Source organism: Mangrovibacterium sp. (genome assembly GCF_041596335.1).
Lineage (GTDB): Bacteria > Bacteroidota > Bacteroidia > Bacteroidales > Prolixibacteraceae > Mangrovibacterium.
The window spans coordinates 1-23,245 of the sequence record NZ_JBFHIT010000064.1 but is presented as its reverse complement, the minus strand read 5'-3'; the positions used below and the strand labels follow the sequence as shown (position 1 = coordinate 23,245).

Annotated in this window: 20 protein-coding genes and 1 other RNA gene; 17 read left to right on the top strand and 4 right to left on the bottom strand. The window is 43.2% G+C overall.

Translation table 11 applies throughout. The annotated features are described in order from the left end of the window. The first annotated feature begins 50 nt into the window (after positions 1 to 50). From ABZD21_RS17075 to ABZD21_RS17040, 8 genes are all read left to right on the top strand, one after another. The gene (locus ABZD21_RS17075) at positions 51 to 683 is read left to right on the top strand and encodes a hypothetical protein (RefSeq protein WP_372776328.1); all 633 of its coding nucleotides are present in this window, start codon (positions 51 to 53) and stop codon (positions 681 to 683) included. 9 nt (positions 684 to 692) lie between these two features. Continuing rightward, positions 693 to 1,523 (top strand): DUF3822 family protein, encoded by an 831-nt coding sequence (locus tag ABZD21_RS17070; protein WP_372776327.1) that lies wholly within the window; start codon positions 693 to 695, stop codon positions 1,521 to 1,523. Continuing rightward, positions 1,514 to 2,047 (top strand): 16S rRNA (guanine(966)-N(2))-methyltransferase RsmD, encoded by a 534-nt coding sequence (rsmD, locus tag ABZD21_RS17065; RefSeq protein ID WP_372776326.1) that lies wholly within the window; start codon positions 1,514 to 1,516, stop codon positions 2,045 to 2,047. Before ABZD21_RS17070 ends, rsmD begins: the two co-directional genes overlap by 10 nt. A gap of 363 nt (positions 2,048 to 2,410) precedes the next feature. Further along, positions 2,411 to 3,409 carry a Gfo/Idh/MocA family protein gene (locus ABZD21_RS17060; RefSeq protein WP_372776325.1) on the top strand — a complete coding sequence of 333 codons (999 nt, stop codon included), beginning with the start codon at positions 2,411 to 2,413 and terminating at the stop codon, positions 3,407 to 3,409. Positions 3,410 to 3,666: 257 nt separating this feature from the next. Further along, positions 3,667 to 5,928, top strand: a complete 2,262-nt coding sequence (locus ABZD21_RS17055) for an aconitate hydratase (RefSeq protein ID WP_372776324.1) — start codon at positions 3,667 to 3,669, stop codon at positions 5,926 to 5,928. Between the two features lie 24 nt (positions 5,929 to 5,952). Continuing rightward, positions 5,953 to 7,185, top strand: coding sequence for an isocitrate dehydrogenase (NADP(+)) (locus tag ABZD21_RS17050; RefSeq protein WP_372776323.1), 1,233 nt, complete (start codon positions 5,953 to 5,955; stop codon positions 7,183 to 7,185). A gap of 1 nt (position 7,186) precedes the next feature. Then, positions 7,187 to 8,455: an NADP-dependent isocitrate dehydrogenase gene (gene icd, locus ABZD21_RS17045; RefSeq protein ID WP_372776322.1), complete on the top strand. Its 1,269-nt coding sequence runs from the start codon at positions 7,187 to 7,189 to the stop codon at positions 8,453 to 8,455. Between the two features lie 31 nt (positions 8,456 to 8,486). Continuing rightward, a complete protein-coding gene (locus ABZD21_RS17040; protein WP_372776321.1) occupies positions 8,487 to 9,794 on the top strand; it encodes a citrate (Si)-synthase in 1,308 nt (435 codons plus the stop codon). 805 nt (positions 9,795 to 10,599) lie between these two features. Here ABZD21_RS17040 and ABZD21_RS17035 read toward each other — a convergent pair. Continuing rightward, a complete protein-coding gene (locus tag ABZD21_RS17035; protein ID WP_372776320.1) occupies positions 10,600 to 11,037 on the bottom strand; it encodes an ArsC/Spx/MgsR family protein in 438 nt (145 codons plus the stop codon). A gap of 421 nt (positions 11,038 to 11,458) precedes the next feature. Here ABZD21_RS17035 and ABZD21_RS17030 point away from each other — a divergent pair, with 421 nt between their 5' ends. The 5 genes from ABZD21_RS17030 (at position 11,459) to modC (ending at position 16,022) form a co-directional block, all read left to right on the top strand. Further along, positions 11,459 to 11,809, top strand: coding sequence for a winged helix-turn-helix domain-containing protein (locus ABZD21_RS17030; protein WP_372776318.1), 351 nt, complete (start codon positions 11,459 to 11,461; stop codon positions 11,807 to 11,809). A gap of 219 nt (positions 11,810 to 12,028) precedes the next feature. Beyond that, the gene (locus ABZD21_RS17025; protein ID WP_372776317.1) at positions 12,029 to 13,213 is read left to right on the top strand and encodes a porin; all 1,185 of its coding nucleotides are present in this window, start codon (positions 12,029 to 12,031) and stop codon (positions 13,211 to 13,213) included. A gap of 81 nt (positions 13,214 to 13,294) precedes the next feature. Then, positions 13,295 to 14,089: a molybdate ABC transporter substrate-binding protein gene (gene modA / locus ABZD21_RS17020; protein WP_372776316.1), complete on the top strand. Its 795-nt coding sequence runs from the start codon at positions 13,295 to 13,297 to the stop codon at positions 14,087 to 14,089. 164 nt (positions 14,090 to 14,253) lie between these two features. Then, positions 14,254 to 14,946, top strand: coding sequence for a molybdate ABC transporter permease subunit (gene modB, locus ABZD21_RS17015; protein WP_372776315.1), 693 nt, complete (start codon positions 14,254 to 14,256; stop codon positions 14,944 to 14,946). Next, positions 14,943 to 16,022: a molybdenum ABC transporter ATP-binding protein gene (modC, locus tag ABZD21_RS17010; protein ID WP_372776314.1), complete on the top strand. Its 1,080-nt coding sequence runs from the start codon at positions 14,943 to 14,945 to the stop codon at positions 16,020 to 16,022. Before modB ends, modC begins: the two co-directional genes overlap by 4 nt. Before the next feature lie 87 nt (positions 16,023 to 16,109). On the opposite strand, the gene dinB is transcribed toward modC, so the two are convergent. After that, on the bottom strand, positions 16,110 to 17,183 hold the full coding sequence (gene dinB / locus ABZD21_RS17005) for a DNA polymerase IV (protein ID WP_372776313.1): 1,074 nt from the start codon (positions 17,181 to 17,183) through the stop codon (positions 16,110 to 16,112). 366 nt (positions 17,184 to 17,549) lie between these two features. Here dinB and ABZD21_RS17000 point away from each other — a divergent pair, with 366 nt between their 5' ends. The 3 genes from ABZD21_RS17000 to ABZD21_RS16990 all read left to right on the top strand — a co-directional run bounded on the left by ABZD21_RS17000 (position 17,550) and on the right by ABZD21_RS16990 (position 20,462). After that, positions 17,550 to 18,212, top strand: a complete 663-nt coding sequence (locus ABZD21_RS17000; RefSeq protein WP_372776312.1) for a flavodoxin family protein — start codon at positions 17,550 to 17,552, stop codon at positions 18,210 to 18,212. A 186-nt stretch (positions 18,213 to 18,398) separates the two neighbouring features. Further along, positions 18,399 to 19,748 (top strand): voltage-gated chloride channel family protein, encoded by a 1,350-nt coding sequence (locus ABZD21_RS16995; protein ID WP_372776311.1) that lies wholly within the window; start codon positions 18,399 to 18,401, stop codon positions 19,746 to 19,748. Positions 19,749 to 19,928: 180 nt separating this feature from the next. Then, positions 19,929 to 20,462 carry a GNAT family N-acetyltransferase gene (locus ABZD21_RS16990; protein WP_372776309.1) on the top strand — a complete coding sequence of 178 codons (534 nt, stop codon included), beginning with the start codon at positions 19,929 to 19,931 and terminating at the stop codon, positions 20,460 to 20,462. Between the two features lie 56 nt (positions 20,463 to 20,518). Here ABZD21_RS16990 and ABZD21_RS16985 read toward each other — a convergent pair whose 3' ends face one another. Next, positions 20,519 to 21,238: a peptidase gene (locus ABZD21_RS16985; RefSeq protein WP_372776308.1), complete on the bottom strand. Its 720-nt coding sequence runs from the start codon at positions 21,236 to 21,238 to the stop codon at positions 20,519 to 20,521. A gap of 483 nt (positions 21,239 to 21,721) precedes the next feature. Here ABZD21_RS16985 and ABZD21_RS16980 point away from each other — a divergent pair, with 483 nt between their 5' ends. Then, entirely contained in the window at positions 21,722 to 22,837 is a 1,116-nt protein-coding gene (locus tag ABZD21_RS16980; RefSeq protein ID WP_372776307.1) for a glycosyltransferase family 4 protein, read from the top strand. A 136-nt stretch (positions 22,838 to 22,973) separates the two neighbouring features. Here the strand turns inward: ABZD21_RS16980 and rnpB are convergent. Continuing rightward, an RNA gene (gene rnpB, locus ABZD21_RS16975) (RNase P RNA component class A) lies at positions 22,974 to 23,245 on the bottom strand; the annotation flags it as partial.

Here is a 23,245-nt window from a genome sequence, read left to right as displayed (position 1 = left end):
TTTTTTTATAAATTTGCATGCAAACAAAAACTAATCTTAAATAATCAAAGATGAAGACAGCAATTCAGATTGTACTTATAGCGATCGCCATCCTTCTTGGATATTTGATTTACAATAGCGTTCAACGACCAATCGATTTTGAGAAAGCGAAAAAAGAACGATATGACGTGGTTGTAGAACGGTTGAAGGATATCAGGAAGGCTGAATTAGCATTCAAAGATGTAAATGGTAAATTTACCGGAAGTTGGGACACGTTAATTGATTTTGTAAAAACAGGAGAACTTCCTTTAGTTCGTAAAATTGGTATGCTAACTGACAGTATGATCGAAGCTGGCTGGGATGAAGATATCGCTATTAAAAAAGGAAAAATCATTCGTGACACCATGCGTATTAGTGTGCTTGACACACTGTTCGGAAAAGAATTTGACCCGGAACAACTGAAGTATGTTCCTGTTCCTGACACAGTTGCTCAATTTCACCTGGGTGCAACGATCATCACAACCGGATCTGGAATTCAAGTGCCTATCTTTGAAGCTAAAGTTCATAACAACACTGTCCTGAGAAACCTTGACCGCCAATTGGTTATCAACTTAAACGACAAAGCTCGCACAAACGAAAAATACCCTGGACTAAAAGTTGGTTCGTTGACGGAAGCCAACAACAACGCAGGTAACTGGGAATAATGCAGGATTATGCAAAAAATATCGCTGGTTGACGAAACTTTCGATTTAAATTTTACGCTAGAATATAAACTATCCATCCAGCTTAGTCTGGATGGATTTTCTTTTTCTATCCTCGATACGATTCAGAACAAGGTCATCTACCTCTATCATCAGGAATTATTTGAAGCAGAACCCGACTTTTTACTTAAACGCCTTAAGGCGATCTACGAAGAGTCCGATCTGCTGCATTTACCATTCAAGAAAACACGGATCATTGTTGTAGCTCCGGGCCGAACGACATTGGTACCGAAAGAGATTTTTGAAGCGAAGAGGTGTAGTGAATATATTCAGGCATCATACTACCAACCCGAAGGAACTTGCGCCAGAGGTGTTTACATTTCTTCGGCAAAATACTGGTCGGTTTTTGAGTTATCCGGAATTATAAACGATTTTCTGGAACAAAAACATCCGGGAGCCGAATTTCTGAGCGACTTAAATGTCTCGTTACCTCAATCACTCCCCCATAAAAAATCGTTAAAGATCACCGTTTTGAAAAAGCATTTGATTTTGACCGGATACGATGACATGGGATTAACTTTTCACAATAGTTTCTTTGTTGACGGAGAAAACGACATGCTCTATTTTATTCTGGGGAGTGTGAAAAATATGGTTAATGAACCTGAAACGATTATACTTGACGGGGTGATCAATAAGCACGCTACCATTTATCATCGACTTCGACAATACTTTACGGATGTTATCATTGAACCCAATCCACAAGAGGTGCACTACAGCTATCTCTTCGACAGGCTTCCTGACAGCCGTTTTGTGAACCTTTTTAAAAGTTTTATATGCGCATAGTTGGCGGAAAATATCGCGGCCGTTTGTTCAATCCAGGGAAAAGCTTTCATGCCCGGCCAACCACCGATATGGCCAAAGAAAGTCTCTTTAACATTCTTCAAAATCAAGTCGACTTTGAGTCACTTAAAGTTCTCGACCTGTTTGCTGGAACGGGAAGCATTTCATTTGAATTTGCCTCACGCGGATGCTCGGACATCACCTCTATTGAGATGAATTTTCAACACCACCGTTTTATTAAAGAGGTAATTGAGAAATTAGGCGAAAAGAACATTAAAGCCATTAAAACCAATGCCTTTCAATTCTGTCAAAAATCAGATGAACGTTTTGACCTGATTTTCGCCGATCCACCCTACGACCACAAACAGTTTTCTGAAGTGCCCGATTTGGTTCTTTCCGGCAGTCTGCTAAAAGAGGATGGACTATTCATTCTGGAACATCCAAAAAACTACAATTTCTCCACTAGAAATGAGTTTGTAGAAGTCAGAAACTACGGGAGTGTTCATTTTTCGTTTTTTAGAAAATAGCATCTTCCCTCTGTCCAACAATACTTCGATTTTTCCCCGGGATTGATGCTTGCGGAAGTAAAATCCTGCGCATAATTTTACACTGATTAGACCCGTGTTTGCACCGTTTTTTCTACCTTTATTGGGTTTACATACCAACCAGCAAGTCAATGTCGACAACAGAACTTTTCATCGCTATTTTTGTGTTGATAATTAGCCTTGTCGCGTTGGTCATACTTGCCTGATCGGGAGTAAAATTGAATCCTGATGACAACGACAAAAACTTCTTCTATCGAAATAATCGTTTGAGGCTATTTTGTTTGCGAGAGTTTCGTTTTTAAGCGGAAAACAGGCACATAAGCATTCACGTTAAACCATATATCCATGACACAGCCACTACGTTGGGGAATATTAAGTACCGCGAAAATCGGTGTGCAAAAAGTAATTCCCGCGATACAAAAAAGCAAACTGGGACAAGTAACTGCAATCAGTTCGAGAAAGGCAGACCAAGCGCGAACTATGGCGAACCAACTAGGAATAGAAAAGGCATATTCCAGCTATGACGAATTGATCGCCGATCCGGAGATTGACGCGATCTACAATCCATTGCCAAACCATCTGCATGTTGAATGGACTTTGAAAGCTCTGCATGCCGGGAAACATGTTCTTTGCGAAAAGCCAATTGGGTTGAATAAAACCGAGGCTTTGAATCTTGTGCGTGAAGCCAGTAAGTTTCCTACTCTGAAAGTGATGGAAGCGTTCATGTATCGTTTTCATCCTCAATGGATAAAAACATCCGAATTAATTCAATCGGGGGCCATCGGAAAGGTCAAAACTATTCATTCATTTTTTTCCTATTTCAACATCGATCCGAACAACATTCGCAACAAGACAAATGTTGGAGGTGGCGCCTTGATGGATATTGGCTGCTACTGCATCTCATTTCCCCGTTTCATTTTTGGCGAAGAACCTCTATCGGTAGTCGGTGTTATGGAAAGCGATCCAATCATGGGTATTGACCGAATGAGCTCGGGAATACTTCAGTTCGCCGACGGGAAAACATCGACCTTTACCTGTTCAACGCAGCTTGTCCCCTTTCAGCGCACCAATATCGTTGGCACAGAGGGGCAAATTATCGTTGATATTCCGGTAAACGCGCCAACCACTGAGAAAACAAAAATTACTATCATCCGAGGTGGCGATTCACAAGAAATCTATTTCGATCCGGTTGATCAATACAGCTTGCAAGCTGACGCATTTGCTATGTCTATCATAAGCGGACAGGCTATCCCCACACCACTTTCGGATGCGATTGGAAACATGGCCGTTATTGATGCGATTCGCGAAAGTTCGCAAAAGAAATGCTGGATTGAGCTGAAATAAATTCACGCCGGGGCTCATTCCCCAGCCTATCTGGTTGTGTTTTAAACTTTTGACCAATTAATTAAACACCAGCAATTTTCACATATCCGACCAATAAAGGATATGCTGAAAAAAATAAAGCTTGTCGAGGCTAATAAAGGTGAAAAAAATCATCTTTTTTTTGATATATTAACCCCGTTGAAACAACCTTTATTGCCCGATTTTGTTTAGAAGGGTGATTTCAATCACAACAGTTTATAGATTTTAAAACCATTCATATGTTTGATCTTGATTTAATCAAAAAAACCTACGGGAATTTTGGCCCTCGTATAGAATTGGCCAGAGAAGTATTAAAAAAACCACTAACTCTTGCCGAGAAAATTTTGTACGCGCATCTATATGAGCCGGAAAAAATTAAGAATTTCAAGCGAGGCGCTGACTATGTGGACTTTGCCCCGGATCGGGTTGCCATGCAGGATGCAACTGCCCAAATGGCGTTGCTTCAATTTATGAATGCTGGCAAAGCCAGAACAGCGGTTCCTTCAACTGTTCACTGCGACCACCTGATTCAGGCCAGTGTAGGAGGACGTACCGATTTAAAATTTGCACTCGAAAACAACAAAGAAGTTTTCAACTTTTTGGAATCTGTTTCAAACAAATATGGTGTCGGATTTTGGAAACCAGGTGCCGGAATTATTCATCAGGTTGTGCTTGAAAATTACGCTTTCCCCGGAGGAATGATGATTGGAACTGACTCGCATACCGTGAATGCCGGAGGACTGGGAATGATCGCAATTGGCGTTGGGGGCGCTGATGCCGTTGATGTTATGGCCGGAATGGCCTGGGAATTGAAATTTCCGAAACTAATTGGAGTAAAACTGACAGGCAAGCTGAGTGGTTGGACTTCAGCAAAAGATATTATACTGAAAGTTGCAGGCCTACTTACCGTTAAAGGAGGTACCGGCTGTATTATTGAGTATTTCGGCGACGGCGCCAAATCGCTTTCCGCGACCGGCAAAGGAACCATTTGTAATATGGGAGCCGAAGTTGGCGCTACAACATCTACTTTTGGATACGACGAATCGATGGAAAGATACCTTCGGGCGACCGAACGAGGAGCAGTTGCCGATCTTGCGAACGGTATCAAACATCATTTGACCGCCGACAGCGAAGTTTACGCTTCGCCCGAAAAATACTTTGATCAACTAATCGAAATTAATTTGGATGAACTGGAACCTCACCTGAATGGACCATTCACCCCCGACCGCGCCACTCCGATTTCAAAAATGGCTGAAGAAGCCAAAGCGAACGGCTGGCCTATCAAAATTGAAGTTGGGTTGATTGGTTCTTGTACCAACTCATCTTACGAAGATATTTCGCGTGCTGCCTCTCTTGCCCAGCAGGCCGTAGACAAAAAATTGAAAACAAAGGCTAAATTTACCATCACTCCAGGGTCGGAACAAGTGCGCTACACCATTGAACGCGATGGGTTTATCTCAATTTTCGATAAAATTGGAGCCAGCGTGTTTGCTAATGCCTGTGGCCCTTGCATCGGACAATGGAATCGTGAAGGAGCCGATAAAAATGAAAAAAACACCATTGTTCACTCGTTCAATCGGAACTTCTCGAAACGAGCTGATGGCAACCCCAACACCTACGCGTTTGTTGGTTCGCCCGAACTGGTAACAGCACTGGCCATTGCTGGCGACCTGACATTCAATCCCCTGACTGATACCTTAACCAACGAAAATGGTGATCTGGTAAAACTATCGCCACCAACCGGAGAAGAGCTACCGGCCAAGGGTTTTGCTGTTGAAGACGCAGGATACCAGGCACCAGCAGCTGACGGTTCATCAGTTATGGTTGCGGTTGCAGATGATTCAAATCGTTTACAATTGCTCTACGCATTCCCGGCTTGGGATGGCAAAAATATTATGGGAGCCAAATTGTTAATTAAGGCCGAAGGAAAGTGTACGACAGATCACATCTCAATGGCTGGTCCCTGGTTGCGATTCCGTGGTCACCTCGACAATATTTCGAACAATATGCTAATTGGTGCTGTAAACGCATTCAATGGCGAAACTAATAACGTTAAAAACCAACTAACCGGCGAATACGACGAAGTTCCGAAAGTTCAGCGAGCGTACAAAGCAGCAGGTGTTCCAACTGTTGTTGTTGGCGACCACAATTACGGTGAAGGTTCATCGCGCGAACATGCTGCAATGGAACCACGCCACCTGGGTGTGAAAGCTGTGATCGTAAAATCGTTTGCCCGCATTCACGAGACAAACCTTAAAAAGCAAGGCATGTTGGCGCTGACCTTTGCCAACGAAGCGGATTATGCTAAAATTCATGAAGACGATGTGTTCAATTTTATAGATTTGGCAGAATTTGCCCCAAGTAAATCGCTCCATATCCAGTTAATCCATGCCAATGGTTCGAAAGACACCATAGTTGTAAATCACACCTACAACGCGCAACAAATTGAGTGGTTTAAGGCAGGATCTGCATTGAATTTAATTGCCAAACAAACCAATTAACGAACTGAAAAACACATCCAACAAATGAAAAAGATTAAAGTAACCAATCCGGTTGTTGAACTGGATGGAGACGAGATGACCCGGGTTATCTGGTCTTTTATAAAAGAGAAACTTATCTTCCCCTACCTCGATATCGATATTAAATATTTCGATCTGGGAATGGAACATCGTGACGCAACAAATGATCAGGTGACCATTGATGCTGCCAATGCCATAAAAAAACATGGAGTTGGGATTAAATGTGCAACCATAACTCCAGACGAAGCGCGTGTAACAGAATTTGGACTGAAAAGTATGTGGAAATCTCCCAATGGTACTATCCGAAATATTCTGGATGGAACCGTTTTCCGCGAACCTATCATCATAAGCAACATCCCCCGGCTAGTTCCCGGTTGGAAAAAACCGATCTGCATTGGTCGTCATGCTTTTGGCGACCAGTATCGTGCAACGGATTTCGTTACAAAAGGCAAAGGGAAATTAACGATCACATTCACTCCTGAAGATGGTAGTGAGTGCCAGTCGTTTGAAGTGTATGACTTTCAAGGCGACGGAGTTGCCATGGCCATGTATAATACAGATGCTTCAATCATCGGATTTGCACGGGCCTGTATGAACCAAGCTCTCGATAAGTGCTGGCCGTTATACATGTCCACGAAAAATACAATTCTGAAAAAATACGATGGTCGTTTTAAAGATCTTTTTCAGGAGGTTTTCGAAGGCGAGTTCAAAGAAAAATTTGAAGCTGTCGGAATTACCTACGAACACCGTTTGATTGACGACATGGTGGCTGCTGCCATGAAATGGGAAGGTGGCTTTGTGTGGGCTTGTAAAAACTACGACGGCGATGTACAATCTGACACCGTGGCTCAGGGATTTGGATCGTTAGGATTAATGACTTCGACCCTGATTACACCGGATGGCAAAACAATGGAAGCCGAGGCGGCACACGGAACAGTTACCCGCCATTTCCGTCAGCACGAACAAGGGAAACCAACATCAACAAACCCTATTGCGTCAATCTTTGCCTGGACCAGAGGATTAGCATTCCGAGGAAAACTGGACAACAATGAGCAATTAATCAGCTTTGCCAAAATTCTTGAGGATGTTTGCATTGAGACTGTTGAAAGCGGAAAAATGACCAAGGATCTCGCATTGATTATTCATGAGAAAGACCTCAAACCGGAACACTATCTGACCACCGAGGATTTTCTTAGTGCAATTGATACCAATTTGCAACTCAAACTTTCTTCGAACTAATATGGAAGGAATAATAACACGGATAAACGGGAAACTAGTTGTTCCCGACACTCCCGTCATCCCTTATATTGAAGGTGATGGTATTGGGAAAGACATTTCGCTACCCAGTCACAGAGTAATTGATGCCGCAGTAGAAAAAGCCTATGCAGGGAAACGAAAAATTGTTTGGAAAGAGGTTCTAGCCGGCAAAAAAGCGTTTGAGCAAACCGGATCATACCTGCCTGAAGAATCGATGGAGGCTTTCAAAAAGTATCTGGTGGGTATTAAAGGGCCGCTGGAAACACCGGTTGGCGGAGGAATTCGTTCGCTCAATGTGGCATTGCGACAAACACTTGATTTGTATGTTTGCCTTCGACCCGTACGCTGGTTTAAAGGTGTTCCCTCTCCTGTTCGCTACCCCTCCATGGTTGATATGCATATTTTCAGGGAAAATACAGAAGATATATACGCAGGCATTGAATTTATGGCCGGTGAAGAAAATACTCAGAAATTCCTGGAATTTCTGCAAAATGAAATGGGAATAAAAACCCAGATTCGTTTTCCTGAAAGCTCTTCATTTGGAGTAAAACCGGTTTCAAAAGATGGCTCAGAGCGTTTAATTCGTGCTGCAATAGTGTTTGCAATCGAACGAAAGTTACCTTCAGTTACCCTTGTACACAAGGGTAATATCATGAAATTTACAGAAGGAGCATTTAAAAACTACGGATACGATTTAGCCGAGAATGAATTTGCAGATCAGGTATTTACCTGGAGGCAATACCAAAAGATAGAAAAAGAGAAAGGACAACTCGATGCGAAAAAGGCATTGGAACAAGCACAAAACTCTGGAAAAGTAATTGTAAAAGATGTGATTACTGATGCCTTTTTACAAGAGAGTTTACTGCACCCATTCGACCATTCAGTAATTGCGACAATGAATTTAAATGGGGATTATGTTTCTGATCAATTAGCAGCTATGGTTGGTGGAATTGGTATTTCACCGGGCGCCAACATTAACTATGATAATGGTTATGCCATTTTTGAAGCAACACACGGCACTGCTCCCAATATAGCGGGTAGCGGCAAGGCCAATCCAAGTTCTCTTATCCTTTCCGGAGTAATGATGTTGGATTATATAGGCTGGACCGAGGCTGCAGAATATGTTCTGGATGCAATGGAACATGCCTTTGCCAAACGCCGGGTAACCTCTGATTTACACGCAATGATGGAAGGTGCGACATTGCTTTCAACGACTGAATTTAGCGATGAGGTCATTAGAAACATCCATTAAAAACTATCTAATCAATTAAATTATTTAAATCATGGAATACATCAAAAATAGGTTTTACGAAAAGGCTAGTAAACATATTTCGGAATACCAAAAACTAAAAGCCGAACATAGCGATAAAATCTTAGGCAATGTCACTGTTGGACAGGTATTGACGGGAATGAAAGGGATCCCGGCTTTGATTACCGATACTTCAAAGCTGGATGCCAATGAAGGAATCAGATTCCGTGGATTTTCGCTACCGGAACTTCGAAAAAAGTTGCCGCGGCTAAACCCTGACGGAGAACCCCTGCCGGAGGGCTTGTTCTATCTGATGCTTTTGGGCGAAATCCCCGAAGACGAAGATGTGATTAACATTTCGAAAGATTGGTCTACCCGGGCGCACGTACCTCAGCATGTTTTTGATGTAATCGATGCGATGCCGAAAACGGCTCGCCCAATGACTCAATTCTCTGCAGCGATTGTAGCTATGGCAACCGAGTCGGTTTTCCAAAAAGCTTACCGCTCCGGGATCCACAAAAAGTACTATTGGGACTTTATGTATGACGACGTAATGAACCTGATTGCACGCTTACCGCGCATTGCAGCTTACATTTATCGTCGTTGCTACTACAAGGACAAGCATATTGACCCTGATCCAAGACTGGACTGGGCCGGAAACCTGGCTCACATGATGGGCCACGATACCGACGAAGTGAAACGCCTGATGCGACTGTATATGGTCATCCATGCCGATCACGAAGGAGGAAATGTTTCTGCGCATACAACCCATTTGGTTGGTTCTGCTTTAAGTAACCCATACTACGCACTTGGTGCAGGTATGCTGGGCTTGGCAGGTCCTTTGCATGGTTATGCCAACCAGGATGTAATCAACTGGATTTTTGAATTGATTGAAGAACTAAATACCGATAGGCCATCCAAAGAACAACTGGAAGAATACGTTAAGCGGACGCTACAATCAGGACGCGTGGTTCCAGGGTACGGACATGCTGTTTTGCGTGTTACCGATCCGCGTTTTACTGCGCAAAAGGAATTTGCCGATAAATATATCAAAGACGATAAATTAGTGAACATCGTAAACGACCTTTACGAAGTTGTTCCTCCAATTCTTGGTGATATCGGTAAAATTAGCAATCCCTGGCCTAACGTCGATGCGTATTCGGGCGCTTTGCTCTATCACTACGGAATTAAGGAAAACTCGTTCTACACCGTCTTATTTGGTGTGTCGCGATCAATGGGGGTGTTGGCATCTTTGATCATGGATCGTTTGTATGGTTTACCTATCGAACGTCCGTCTTCGTATCCGTTAAGCTGGTTCAAAGAACAAGCGGAAGAACTTTAAAAAAGAATACATTATCACTGATATCGGGTCAGCCTTTCAAAAGGCTGACCCGATTTTTTTCAATCCCAAAAAGGAAAACGAATATTTTCCAGACTGAAAAAATGTTAATAACTAACATGAACACAAAACACAAAACGGCCCAAAAGCCCATTTGTATTGGGAGTTCAGGGCTTATCAACAATTGTTAAATTCTGTTGTGTACAAACTGTTCATTTTTATCTATCGGAAATATGCACCTTTACACCAACCTCTACGTAAAAGAAATCATCAGGTAAGCGATAAAAGGCCGCTCCAACAAATGAGGACAAGGAGAAAGTTTTTAGTTAAACCGGAACCAACTCGATCAAGTCAAAGAACTTGCCGTTTGAAAGAGCCGAAGTTTAAAGAAATCCGAAGTAATTTGGAGAGTAATTAAGAGAAACAGGAATCGCATCGCGTTCTAAATGTTTTGACCAACACAGGAACTTAACCGGAACGATAAGTTCTCCGGAAAAGAGGAAGACAAGGAAAACAATTTCCAAATCGACCAACTGAAAAATACCGGTATCGAATGACACCAATTTTTTAGTACCTGCAAGGACTTCGTTTGCAAAGGGACAGAAATGTCGCCGAACAAACATCCCGAAGAACAAAAAGTAAAAAGTTCTGTTCCAAGGGACAAGGGCAAGGGAGCAAAACCACGGTTTAGCTCGAAGCCAGCCTCAATAACAGTAGCCTGACACGATCGCAGCTACATGCTGTAGACGTGAATGGGAGCTATTCATAACGAGTAACTCCCATTTTGTTTTTATATCTTCCGCTTTTCTTAATCACATTTGTATCCCCGATCCTTCTGAGCACAGACTGTCAGATTTTGATGAAGTAAATTCCGGGCTTCTGCATTTTGTGTGCCCTTAATTCCAATCAATGCGTCTAGTTTTTCAGTATCAAAACCAACAATGCGATGACCATCGACAATCATCAATGGCCTTTTAATCAGTATCGGTTCCTTGATTAAAGTTTTCAGGGCACTTTCCGGATCAAAGCTTTCGGGGATTAACTGCCCGGAAGCAATTGCCGGTGCATTTCGATTAAACCAATCTTTTACCTCCACTCCTTCAAAGAAGCTGAGCAGCTCTTCGTTCGTCCATGAATAGTGAAGCAGATTCAATGGCTCAACCTCATGACCGGCTAGTGTCAAAATATTTTTCTGCTTGGTATTATTAATACAGCCTGTTTTCTCAAAAAATACAATTCTTGCCATAACTTTTCATTTTATGAACAACTACAAAAGCCTATCCAAAACTCACATCGAACTCATATACTGAGACATAGACAGATATGCTTTTTGCCGCCCGACATATATGTCGGAAGTTCGCGTCCAAACTAAATTCGACTGCAACTATAGCGTGCTACCCATTGTTCAATACCTAATTTTTAGACAGAATGAATCCAATATCTCCCGAAAACTGTTCCGATTAGGAAAAATTCGTGATTTTTTTTAATTTAAACTGCGTATTAAGAATTCAGGAACAATTCAAAATCAACGGATACAAATACAAATTTGTAGAGATCGGCAAAAACCAGCCAACAAAAATGTAAGTTGCAGAGTATGTCTCTTCCGTAAACATCTAGATTAAAGCCCACTATAATTTATGGCATGATTTTTATCAATAACCAAAACTATGATACGACCTTTTAATGTTAACGGGTCGCTCGAGATTCACAAAGGAGACGACTGTTTTTTAGATTCAAAGAGGATAGCATTATTGAAACTGGTGAAGGAAAAAGGATCGATTAACTCAGCTTCAAAAGAGCTGAAAATGTCGTACCAGCAAGCCTGGCATTTCATAAAATCGATGAATGAACTTTCGCCCCTGCCAGTTATCGTAAAACAACGCGGCGGTTCAAATGGCGGAGGCACAATGGTTACCCGTTACGGAGAACGAATCATTCGCGAATATGAAGCATTGGTTGAAAAGCACAAAGCCTTCCAAGATGAAATTAATGATTCTTTATGGTTGTGTGATTTTTAGTCGAGTCAACAAAAAAAATAACTTGTTGGCTTTCTTTTTAAAAAACGTTATTCAAAAAAATGAACAATGAACAGACAGCTATTAAATCAAAACCCATTCGGTTTTTCCAACCTGAACAATTGGAGGCAAACTGGTGTGACGACATTAGCATGGCCGATTTTCCGCTCTTCGTTATTCACGATTAATTATATCGGATAAAAACCAAAAATGTAATTCAGTATGAAAACATCAGTAAAATTTTTCATTGGATTTTGTGTCCTTCTCTTTACGTTAGCTTCTCCTTCTCTGGGGCAGTCTCCGGAAGAAAAAAACAGCACCTTTGCATTTACCAAGTTCCAGAAAGATAAAGCCTTTTCTCCGATTGTTGGAGTTCAAACCTGGGTTACCTACTCCATGGGCGAGGAAAAAAACGGCACACAATATGCGAACCGGGCCGATGCCTCATTCCGCCGCCTTCGTTTGGGAGCAAAAGGGGCACCGTACGCTTGGTTGAGATACCAATTTGAATTACATCTGGATCGTTTGGGCGAAGATCCGAACGCCTCAACCAAGGGCTCCTACAGCGGATTGAATATCTGGAAAGCCTTTTTAACAGCCAAACTCACCAAAAACGATTTGGTTCACCTTCATATCGGCTACTACTGGACGGGGGTTTCTCTCGACTATGTCACAAGTCCCTGGTCGGTGTCGTCATTTGATAAAACACGCGCCGACTGGTATCTGCGCAATTTCGTAACCGGAAAAGGAAACGGCATTGAAAGTGGATTTGGCTTGGGGGGGCTGAAAAATTTTGAAGGATTTGGTATCAACTATCAGGTTGGCGCTTTTCTTCCGCAGGCGTTTTCGGGAACCGAAAATGCCAATCCACTTTTCACCGGTCGGTTCATGTTCACATTCGGAGATCCGGAACAAAAAACCTACAGCATTAGGCACAGCGGCAACCACTGGAACGCCCGAAACGGCGTAACGATTGGCTTGGCCGGATCAACAATTGGCAAAGTTGACAACGGAAACGGAACGGTCTTCAACAGCTCAAATACTTACGGAGCAGATATTTCAGCTTGTGCCGGAGGCTTAAAGATTGAAGGAGAATATTACAAAATGAAACGCGAAGCAACCGGATTTGATGACTTTAGCGGAACCGCATGGTTTGTTCGTTGCGGCTACAACATCCCGGTAAAAGAAACTTTTGTGGAACCCACCTTCACCATTGACAAATTCGATGGCGAAGGCGAAACAAGCTTATACAGTTACATTGGCGATGATATAACTTTTGATATTGGTGTGAATTGGTACCTAAATAAAACCAAGCTAAAACTGGCGCTTCATTACCTCAATCAAAAAGGATCTGCATCATCAAATGTTGGCGACTATATAGGAATGGCCATGCAAGTGAGACTTTAAAATTGACTGGTTCCCGACTCGGATAATTTAAGTGTAATTACCGCGTCAATACAACTCGTAAAAACTTAATTTTCAATCCACATGAAAAACAAAATGATTCGTCAACTAACTGGAGTTGCTCTAATTCTTGCTATAGGTATAGCCGCCTGCACCGGCGGATCGAAGAACGCAAGCACCGAAAAGTCGACTGAGATAACCATTTTTGCAGCAGCCAGCTTAACAAATGTATTAGGTGAATTGATCGACTCGTTTGAAGTCATCTATCCGGTTAAAGTGATTACGAATATGGCTTCCAGTGGAACACTCGCCAGGCAAATTGAGCAGGGCGGAACACCCGACCTCTATATTTCGGCCAGTACAAAATGGGCAAATTACATCGATAGCCTGGGGTTCGTTTTAACCCCGTTTACAGATGAAGTTGCGCTGAACGACTTGGTTTTAATAGCTCCGGCCGAGAGCTCACTGGAACCTTTTCCGATTGACAGTACCCTCAATTTAAAAGCATTACTGCACGACAACCGACTCTCGATTGGCGATCCGGCACACGTACCGGCCGGTAAATATGCCAAACAAGCGTTGGAATATTACGGCTGGTACGATCAGCTAAGCGATGTTTTTCTACCGGCTAAAGATGTTCGCTCCGCATTGATGGTTGTAGAACTAGGCGAATCGCCATTGGGCATTGTTTACCGTACCGACGCCGAAGAATCTGCCAAAGTGAAAATCGTTGGAACGTTCCCTGCCAAATCGCATAAGCCAATTGTGTATGTGTCGTGTCTGCTGAAAGACAACGACGAATCCAAAGCATTTTACGATTACATCAAATCGGAACGAAGCGAGGCCATTTGGAAGAAATATGGGTTCAATAAATCGTAAATCTTTCTTTCTACCATAACAAGGTTCATATGTAGGAGAAACGTATGATTGGTCTAATCCGGGCAAAAGACTGGCTTAATACTAATTTTACGTTTTCTCTTTTTAGCTCCTCGTTGACCAAAACGAAGCGAGAAATACTAACTTGACGCACAAAACGAAACAGCATGCCGAGTTTATTTCAATTTACCGGTTCAGAATTAGAGGCCATCAAACTATCGATTGGGGTGGCCATTTATTCGTCGTTGCTCTCTTTACCTTTTGCTCTATTGTTGGGCTATTGGATGGCGCGGAAACAATTCCGGGGCAAATCGGTCATCGAAAGTATTATCCATCTTCCCTTGGTAATGCCGCCCGTTACTACCGGTTATTTGCTGTTGTTGATACTCGGAACCCGCGGATTTATTGGTCAATGGCTCTATGCCGCATTTGGCATAAAGCTGGCCTTCACCTTCGAAGCGGCTGTCATCGCATCGGTAATTGTGTCGTTTCCACTAATTGTTCGTTCTATCCGCACTGCCATCGAAATGGTTGATCCGGGATTGGAAGATGCCTCGCGCATTCTGGGTGTTAGCCGTCTGAAAACCTTCTTCCGAATTACCGTACCACTGGCTGCTCCCGGCATTGTGTCGGGAACTATTTTGTCGTTTGCCCGCTCGCTGGGTGAGTTTGGCGCCACTATAACCTTTGCCGGAAACATTGCCGGAGAAACCCAAACTCTGCCGCTGGCCGTTTTTGCCTACATGCAGGTTCCGGGGAAAGAGAGCGAAACACTTCGGCTGGTGCTCATTTCGGTGCTCATTTCGTTTGTTGCCATGGCCCTGTCGGAAACCTACATTCGTAAAATGAAACGCTCATGATCCAGATTGCTATTAAACTGAAGCGCGACAACTTTGATGTGCACATACAAGAAACCTTTGGAATGGGAATCACTGGTATTTTTGGGCCCAGTGGTTCGGGCAAAACATCGCTGTTAAATGCTATTTGCGGACTTGCCAAACCTACTGAGGGCAACATCAGCATAAACGGAAAGAAAGTTTTTAGCACCGATGAAAAAATCAACCTTCCGGTTGAGAAACGCAAAATTGGCTATGTATTTCAGGAAGGACGCCTGTTTCCGCACCTCTCGGTAGAAAAAAACCTGCGATACGGCATGAAGGATGAAGACCAACAGGGATTCTTCAACAAAATTGTCAGCTTGTTGAATTTGGAACATCTGTTAAAAAGCCGACCAGCAAAAATATCGGGAGGCGAAAGGCAGCGCACAGCATTGGGACGGGCACTTCTCTCCTCTCCGGAACTGTTGCTGCTCGATGAACCATTCTCCGCACTCGATGCCAATTTACGCCAACAAATTCTTCCGTTTTTACTGAAGATTCACAAAACCATCAACATCCCGATTTTGGTAGTTAGCCATGACATTACCGATCTGCTGCGACTAACCAACCGAATTTGCCTGCTACAAAAAGGACGAGTGATTGGCCACGACGACTATCACGAATTACTGAAGCACCCCGAGCTACAACATTGTTTCAGCAGTCATAGTTTGATTAATGCGATTACCATGACGGTGAGCCGAGTGGATCTGGAAAGCGGAATTACCCAACTAAGCTATGGCGATAGTCATAACTGGATTAAAGTGGTGGTTGAAAAAAGCAGACTGACCTACAAAACCGGCGATAACATCAAAATATTTATTCCGAGCGACGATATAGCACTGTCGGCACACCGCCTGCCCAATGTGACCATCCAAAATCAGCTCGACGGCATTATTCGCGAAATTATTGAGCGTGAGAATGTGCGCATTTGCTTGGTTGATGTTGGCTTCCCGTTGTTGGTCGAAATTACGGCCGAGTCGCTAAAACGCATGGATATTGGGATTGGATACCCGGTTTGGTGCCTTTTTAAATCGGTTGCGATTGATGTGGCCGGTTGAGTCATCAGTCTTGAGTCGTTAGAAAAGTAATTGCTGCCACTTGGAGTTTGAAGCAAAGAGGTTTAATTGGAAACTCGCGTCCCGAAACTAAAATTCGATGGTCAGCTGTACCGGCCCTTTTTCTTCGTGAGGGAAGTTCGATATGGTTAGCCCCAACAAGCGAATCCCCTTAACAAACGGCAGTTCATTTTTCAAAAGATCGTGGGCTAAACGATGTAAATGCTCCTCTGTTTTAATCAAGTCTGCGACGGTTCGGCTTCGGGTGATCTGCTCAAAATCGGCAAATTTAATTTTCAGCGTCAGCGTTCGTCCATAGGATTGCGAACGCTGCAAACGGCGCCACACTTCCGCTTCAATTTTCAGCAGTTGTTCCGTCAAATCGTCCAATTCAACATAGTCGGTCAAAAAGGTATTTTCGGCGCCCAGCGATTTACGTTCGCGCGACGGAACAACGGGCCGGTCATCAATCCCACGTACAATTTTGTAATAATAGGCGCCTGCCTTTCCAAATTGCCGAATCAGTTCGCCCTGTTCCATTTTCTTCAAATCGGCGCCCTTGTATATGCCCTGTTTGTTAAGCTTTTCGGCTGTTACCCGCCCAATGCCAAAAAACTTTTTTATATCAAGCTCATTCAAAAAATCCTCGGCCCGGTCGGGGGTAATCACAAACAGGCCATCCGGCTTATTCACATCCGATGCCACTTTGGCCAAAAACTTGCAATACGAAACCCCTGCCGAGGCCGTTAAACCGGTCACTTCTTTAATTCGCTGTTTAATTTCGCGGGCAATTAGCGTGGCCGAAGGTTTTCCTTTTTTAGCTTCTGTTACATCCAGAAAAGCCTCGTCGAGCGAAAGAGGCTCCACTAAATCGGTATATTCAAAAAAGATCTCGCGAATTTGGCAGCTGACCGTTTTGTACTTCTCAAAGCTCGGTCGAACAAAAATCAGGCTCGGACATTTACGCTTAGCCAGCACCGACGACATAGCCGAACGAACACCATATTTCCGGGCTTCGTAACTTGCAGCCGCAATCACTCCCCGCTCGCGCTCACCACCAACAACCACCGGCTTCCCGCGTAGCGCCGGGTTATCGCGCTGCTCAACCGATGCGAAAAAGGCATCCATATCAACATGTATTATCTTGCGGTCTTCGGCGTGCATAGCTTTAACAGAAATGGTTCAGCGAAAATAGCAGGAAATTGGCAATTCACAGATAAATTATTAACCAACACCAACCAATCCGTTCGACCCTCGCACCAAAACAAGCGACAATAAGTTCACCAGTGCAAATTTGCGATCAGCGGGTAAAGCTCTAAGTGGATTTCACCCTAAATCCTATGGTTTTAGCCACAAAGTGGTTAATTTCGACGTTTTTCCGATCAACTTCTTATCGTTGTGCATCTGTTCATTCCGCCCCTCCTGATTGAGGACTATTCTCGTAATTAGCCACGGTGGTGCATAAAAAACTACAACTAATACGATTAGCCAGCGAGCGTCGGGAAAAGGTAAATAAATAAAACCGTAGATATGACTTATTTTGAAGAACTTGTAAATAGAGCCCATAACATTGAGAATCCGAATCCGCAAGTACTTGCGATTAGTGGAAGTCCGAGAAAAGGAGGAAACTCAGATCTAATAACCAATCAAATTATTTCGGGTTTGAATACCGCAAAAATTCAATCAGAAAAAGCTAACCTTTTCAATATCGATTTTAAAGGGTGTATTGGTTGCGAAAAGTGCCGAAAAGATAAAGTCTGCACGATGATGCAAGATGGAATGTCAACCTTATATCCGAGTATTATCGACTCACAAGGCTTAATCCTGACGTCTCCGGTTCATAATTATAACATCACCTCGTGGATGAAAGCTTTTATTGACAGGCTTTACTGCTTTTACGAATTTGACAATAACACAAGGCCTCGAAAATGGAGTTCCAGATTGGCTAACCAGCGTCGGAAAGTTGTTATTACAGCTGTATGCGAGCAAGACAATCTGGAGGATTTAGGATTTGCCATAGAAGCTATGCAACGACCGATGGAGGCTCTAGGCTATGAAATTGTTGGCTCGCTTCCGGTGTTTAATGCATTTGAAAAAGGCGCCGTTAAAAAACAAGAAGAGATCATGACGAATGCTTTTGAACTTGGCATCCGCCTTGGAGACCAACTAAAACATACAGCGGCGAATCTCTAATCTATCCGGGCTATTTGGTAGAATACGAAAAGACGAACTTCGATTACTTAATCGTCATTCTCTCGTTTGTATTAAATCCGTATCCCGATTGAATTTGCAGTGATAAAATACCGACAATCCCCGAATAATTCGTGTAATTTTAGCGGTCAATCAATTTTATCGGAAACATTCTGTAAACAACGACTTATGCCCTTGAAAATTAGACGTCACTTCGACCAATATTTCACCTTACAATATGTCTTAAAATGGTTTTTGCTCACCATTCCTGTTGCAGCGATCACCGGCTCACTGGTCGCCTTATTCCTATTTCTGCTCAAGCTGGCAACCCATGTTCGCTGGGATAACCCATGGCTGCTGTTTTTGCTGCCAGTGGCTGGAGTCGCCATTGTGTCGCTGTACCGGTTTCGCGGAAAAAATGCCGAGGCAGGCAATAATCTGGTAATGGATGAAATTCACAAGCCCGGTGGTGGTATCCCGGCACGCATGGCTCCGTTTGTTCTGATTACAACTGTTATTACGCACCTGTTTGGTGGTTCGGCAGGCCGCGAAGGTACTGCCGTTCAAATTGGCGGTAGCATGGCTGCTTTTGTTGGTAAACAATTGAAATTGAACAGTGAAGATATGCGTATTTTGCTGATCTCAGGGGTTGCCGCTGGTTTTGGCGCTGTTTTTGGCACTCCCATTGCCGGAGCTATTTTTGCACTCGAAGTGCTGGCCTTTGGAAAAATTAAATACGATGCGCTGTTCCCGGCATTGGCGGCTTCGCTTATGGCCGACATGGTTTGTTCGGCCTACGGCATATCACATACCCATTATCAAGTCAATTTCCACGATCATATACAGTCTACTTTCTCATTTATGCACTTCGACCTGAAATTGATCTTTTTTGTAATTATCGGAGCCATTTTCTTTGGGTTGGCCGGCAATGCCTTCTCTTTTCTCACACACGAAATAAAGGAACTCGCCCAAAAATACATCAAGCACAGATTGTTGATTCCAGTCGTTGGCGGACTTCTCGTTATTGGCATGACCTACTTACTGGGAACTCGCGATTATTTAGGAATAGGCGTAACAACAGCCGATGGAACCGGTGTAAGCTTAGTAAATGCCTTTAAAACAGACGGTGTTGACCTATTAAGCTGGTTTTGGAAGTTGGTTTTCACTGCAGTCACCCTAGGCACCGGGTTCAAAGGCGGCGAAGTTACCCCCCTGTTTTTTATAGGAGCTACTCTAGGAAATACGATCGCTACCCTGACGGGTAATCCGGTCGACCTGTTTGCCGCGATCGGTTTTATCGCGGTATTTGCAGGAGCTACCAACACACCAATGGCTTGCACCCTCATGGGAGTTGAGCTTTTTGGTGGCGAACATGTACTTTACTTTGCAATAGCCTGTTTCATTGCGTACTATTTCAGTGGCAACTCGGGCATCTATTCATCACAGCGAATGGGCGTGTCGAAAGGAGTATTCGATTACGAAACCTCAGCCAACCAAACCTTAAAAGAGATCTGGGAAACGAAAAAACGGAAGAAATAACGCCACGTTGCCTCCTGTTTTCAATTCGTGAACCATCCCCATTTTTCACATCGAAAGCAAACAGGCATTCATCATTCATTCCAATATTGTTAGTTTCGATTTTCCGGGATTAACGCTCACAAATGACTTTTTTTAAAAAAATTGCCGACCTTAGTGTGGTATTCATTAATCGAAACGACCATGAAAGTACATATCCACCAAGAAGCAGAGACCGATTATCCGGCCGTTTTTGATTTAGTAGAAAAAGCTTTCCGGAGTCTCGAAATCAGTGACCACAGCGAACATCATTTGGTAGAACGACTCCGCAAGTCAAACGCATTTGTGCCGGAGCTTTCGCTGGTTGCCTGCACTGATGACGGAAAAATTGCGGGGCATATTCTTCTCACCAAAATTAAAATTGAAGACGAAGGTAAATCGCACGAATCATTAATTCTGGCTCCTGTTTCGGTGCTACCCGAGTTTCAAAATCGGGGAATTGGAGGACAATTAATCAGAGCAGCTCATAAAAAAGCCCTTGAATTGGGATTCGGCTCTGTTGTTTTGGTAGGTCACGAAAACTATTACCCCCGATTTGGCTATGAGTTATGCAGCAAATACGCCATTCGCATGCCTTTTGAAGTGCCGGAACAAAATTGTATGGTAAAGGAGTTGTTTCCCGGAGCGTTGAACAAAGTTGCCGGAACCGTTCAATTTGATCCCGCATTTGGGTTGTAAAAAAAAAATCAGGCTTCTGTTTCCAAAAGCCTGCTTCCTGAACTGATCGCTTATTTCTATTCATCCAAAATACGATCGACCCAATCCTCCGGGATTGCACTTACAGCCTGGGTTAGTTCATCGCCCCATAATTTTGAGATGTAGTGCAGATCACCTTCCTGAAATCGCTTAACTTTAATTTTATCGCTTCCTTTTTCATAAATCATCACATCTATCGGATAGCCAACGTCATTCGCCGAAACACGAGTCGAATCAAACGAAAGGAACGCCGTTTTTAAAGCAAATCGAATGCTGGAATCCGAGCTCAAAGTTCGACGTAAAATTGGCGTTCCATAGCCTGAATTACCAATAATACAGAAGTGAGTCCCCTCACCAACTTCGATCCAGTTACCTTGCGGGTACAACATATACAACTTGTGCTCCTTATCGCCAACTAACTGGCCTCCAACGATCGTATTAATATTAAAATCGAGCCCTCCTTCAGCCAAGCTTAGTTTGTCTTCGGCAGCTACGCGTTTAATCTGGTCCCCAAGCGCATTTACCACTTCGTAAAGCTTGTTGAAACTATCCAGTTTGTCATTTAATATTTCCGAAAAATACGTTAATGTTTTATCACGCACTGAACGTAAACCGGAGGTCATCAAAAAAATATGTTGATCTCCTTTTTCGTAAATCGTGTATTTACGGGCTGTTGTTGTCTCGTGCCCCGAAGTAATCCGGGTATCGCAAAGTGCAACCAGTCCGGCTTTTAATTTTATACCGATGCAATAAGTCATGGACGCTCTATTTATTTGTTGGTTACCGTTGATCTGTTCTTCATCCTAGAAAGCTTTAAATCGCAGTCGTTATACGGTTGAAGCTTGAAGACAGATTCGGCACAATGATAGTAAAAATGATGCTTATCCGACATTTCGCTATTTAATTTGCCCGACGAATTAAGATTCGGGATATGAACCCTCCTGAAAAGCTAAACATTAATCTTCGCCTTTGCAGTGGTGACGGAGGTTTTGGCTATCGGGAGTTTAGTTTCAGTATTTCGAATGAATCCATTTTCTGAAATTCCGCAGATTACAAAGTCGTAAAATTGGTTGCATTCAAAACTGTTTAGCATCTTGTTTTCTCGGTGGCGATTTCATGCTTCAATTTTACGACCAGGAGAAAATAGAAAAGCCCGGGACTATTTTTAATCAAAATGCAAATCCATCGCATCGTAAAGAATGATTACCTTTGTGTGGTCAACAAACTCAAATATACTACTGATGGTGATTTCTCTAGTCATAGCTTTCACGGCAGCCCTAACATTAACGCTAATCACGACTCCACAAATCATTAAAGTTTCGCGGGAGAAGAATCTGTTTGACGAACCAAATCATCGAAAACTTAATAAGATTGTAATTCCGAATTTGGGCGGAGTTGCCATATTTATCGGTGCTTCGTTGAGCAGTATTTTGTGCTTTCCAAAAATTATCCCCCCCAATATTCAGTATGTGTTTGCCGGGATGGTGCTCATGCTTTTTGTTGGCCTAAAAGACGACATTATCGGCAGCTCTCCACGCAACAAGCTATTTATGCAAATACTTGCAGCTTTGGTTCTCATTTTCATGGGTGATTTGCATATCAACAACCTCAGCAACCTATTTTTCATCAATCAAATTCCAAGCTGGATCAGTGTGCCGATCAGCCTCCTATTTTTCCTGTTTATCATCAACGCAATAAATCTGATTGATGGCATAGACGGGCTTGCGGCTGGTATCGGTGTATTTTTCATGGGCACAATCGGCTTTTGGTTTTATGCAAACGGGAACCAAGCCTATGCCGTAATAAGTTTCGCATTTGCTGGTGCTTTGTGCGGATTTCTGCGTTTTAACTTATTCAGCAAAAAACATAAAATTTTCATGGGTGATACAGGCTCGCTCATCCTAGGCATATTGATTGGCAGCCTGAGCATTGCATTTCTGAACTCGCCGCCCTCAACTCCAATTTTGTCCGATTTACCCCATTCTCCCAGTCTTTTGTTGGGTTTATTGATTATTCCGGTAACCGATACCCTTCGGGTATTTTATATCCGGGTTAAAGCGGGGCATTCTCCATTCAATCCTGATATGAATCATATTCACCATGTATTGATCAAATCAGGCTTGAGTCACCGGGTTTCCAGTCTGCTTTTGGTGGGTTGGTCGGTGGCAATGTTTACTGTTGCTTTTGTGATGCATCGTTTAATTCCGGCAACTCTTAGTTTCATTTTCATGCTTGCCCTAACCTGGCTGGTTGTCAACCTCATTCGCGAGAACAACAATCGCATGGGCCGAATGCGCAGAATGCGCTTGATTGTGATAAAAAATCGGAGAAAGAACAGATTAAGCAGCTTCAACTAAACTGATCTGGGCTTTCAGATTATCGAGTACTGGCGCTGCTCGGCAGGAAACCTGAGCGTGATTTTAAACCGGCGAAATTCCGGGGGATGTCGAATCCCTTCAACCCAAAAAGTAGATGAGATGGACATTGAAAAGAAAAAAATGCAGACCTGTAAGCCGGGTTCTGTCTCTCAGCCGAAACTGAGCCTCTATCATTTATCTGGCCTGAACATTGCTGTTCCGATCTAGCAACCTACCCCTCACGACTCCTGAAACGAATTCAGAACTGCCCCGAAGGACAGAACAGGGCGGGCAACCCTGCCGGCAAATGCCAACCGTGATATATTTGGTCTTGCAACCCATGATGTGTACGGCTTTCGAAATCACTCCCGAAACCGGTGAGCTCTTACCTCACCTTTTCACCCTTAC

Coding starts and splice junctions, on each gene's coding strand:
- ABZD21_RS17075 (WP_372776328.1), top strand. CDS start 51: ATGAAGACAGCAATTCAGATTGTACTTATAGCGATCGCCATCCTTCTT.
- ABZD21_RS17070 (WP_372776327.1), top strand. CDS start 693: ATGCAAAAAATATCGCTGGTTGACGAAACTTTCGATTTAAATTTTACG.
- rsmD (WP_372776326.1), top strand. CDS start 1,514: ATGCGCATAGTTGGCGGAAAATATCGCGGCCGTTTGTTCAATCCAGGG.
- ABZD21_RS17060 (WP_372776325.1), top strand. CDS start 2,411: ATGACACAGCCACTACGTTGGGGAATATTAAGTACCGCGAAAATCGGT.
- ABZD21_RS17055 (WP_372776324.1), top strand. CDS start 3,667: ATGTTTGATCTTGATTTAATCAAAAAAACCTACGGGAATTTTGGCCCT.
- ABZD21_RS17050 (WP_372776323.1), top strand. CDS start 5,953: ATGAAAAAGATTAAAGTAACCAATCCGGTTGTTGAACTGGATGGAGAC.
- icd (WP_372776322.1), top strand. CDS start 7,187: ATGGAAGGAATAATAACACGGATAAACGGGAAACTAGTTGTTCCCGAC.
- ABZD21_RS17040 (WP_372776321.1), top strand. CDS start 8,487: ATGGAATACATCAAAAATAGGTTTTACGAAAAGGCTAGTAAACATATT.
- ABZD21_RS17035 (WP_372776320.1), bottom strand. CDS start 11,037: ATGGCAAGAATTGTATTTTTTGAGAAAACAGGCTGTATTAATAATACC.
- ABZD21_RS17030 (WP_372776318.1), top strand. CDS start 11,459: ATGATACGACCTTTTAATGTTAACGGGTCGCTCGAGATTCACAAAGGA.
- ABZD21_RS17025 (WP_372776317.1), top strand. CDS start 12,029: ATGAAAACATCAGTAAAATTTTTCATTGGATTTTGTGTCCTTCTCTTT.
- modA (WP_372776316.1), top strand. CDS start 13,295: ATGAAAAACAAAATGATTCGTCAACTAACTGGAGTTGCTCTAATTCTT.
- modB (WP_372776315.1), top strand. CDS start 14,254: ATGCCGAGTTTATTTCAATTTACCGGTTCAGAATTAGAGGCCATCAAA.
- modC (WP_372776314.1), top strand. CDS start 14,943: ATGATCCAGATTGCTATTAAACTGAAGCGCGACAACTTTGATGTGCAC.
- dinB (WP_372776313.1), bottom strand. CDS start 17,183: ATGCACGCCGAAGACCGCAAGATAATACATGTTGATATGGATGCCTTT.
- ABZD21_RS17000 (WP_372776312.1), top strand. CDS start 17,550: ATGACTTATTTTGAAGAACTTGTAAATAGAGCCCATAACATTGAGAAT.
- ABZD21_RS16995 (WP_372776311.1), top strand. CDS start 18,399: ATGCCCTTGAAAATTAGACGTCACTTCGACCAATATTTCACCTTACAA.
- ABZD21_RS16990 (WP_372776309.1), top strand. CDS start 19,929: ATGAAAGTACATATCCACCAAGAAGCAGAGACCGATTATCCGGCCGTT.
- ABZD21_RS16985 (WP_372776308.1), bottom strand. CDS start 21,238: ATGACTTATTGCATCGGTATAAAATTAAAAGCCGGACTGGTTGCACTT.
- ABZD21_RS16980 (WP_372776307.1), top strand. CDS start 21,722: ATGGTGATTTCTCTAGTCATAGCTTTCACGGCAGCCCTAACATTAACG.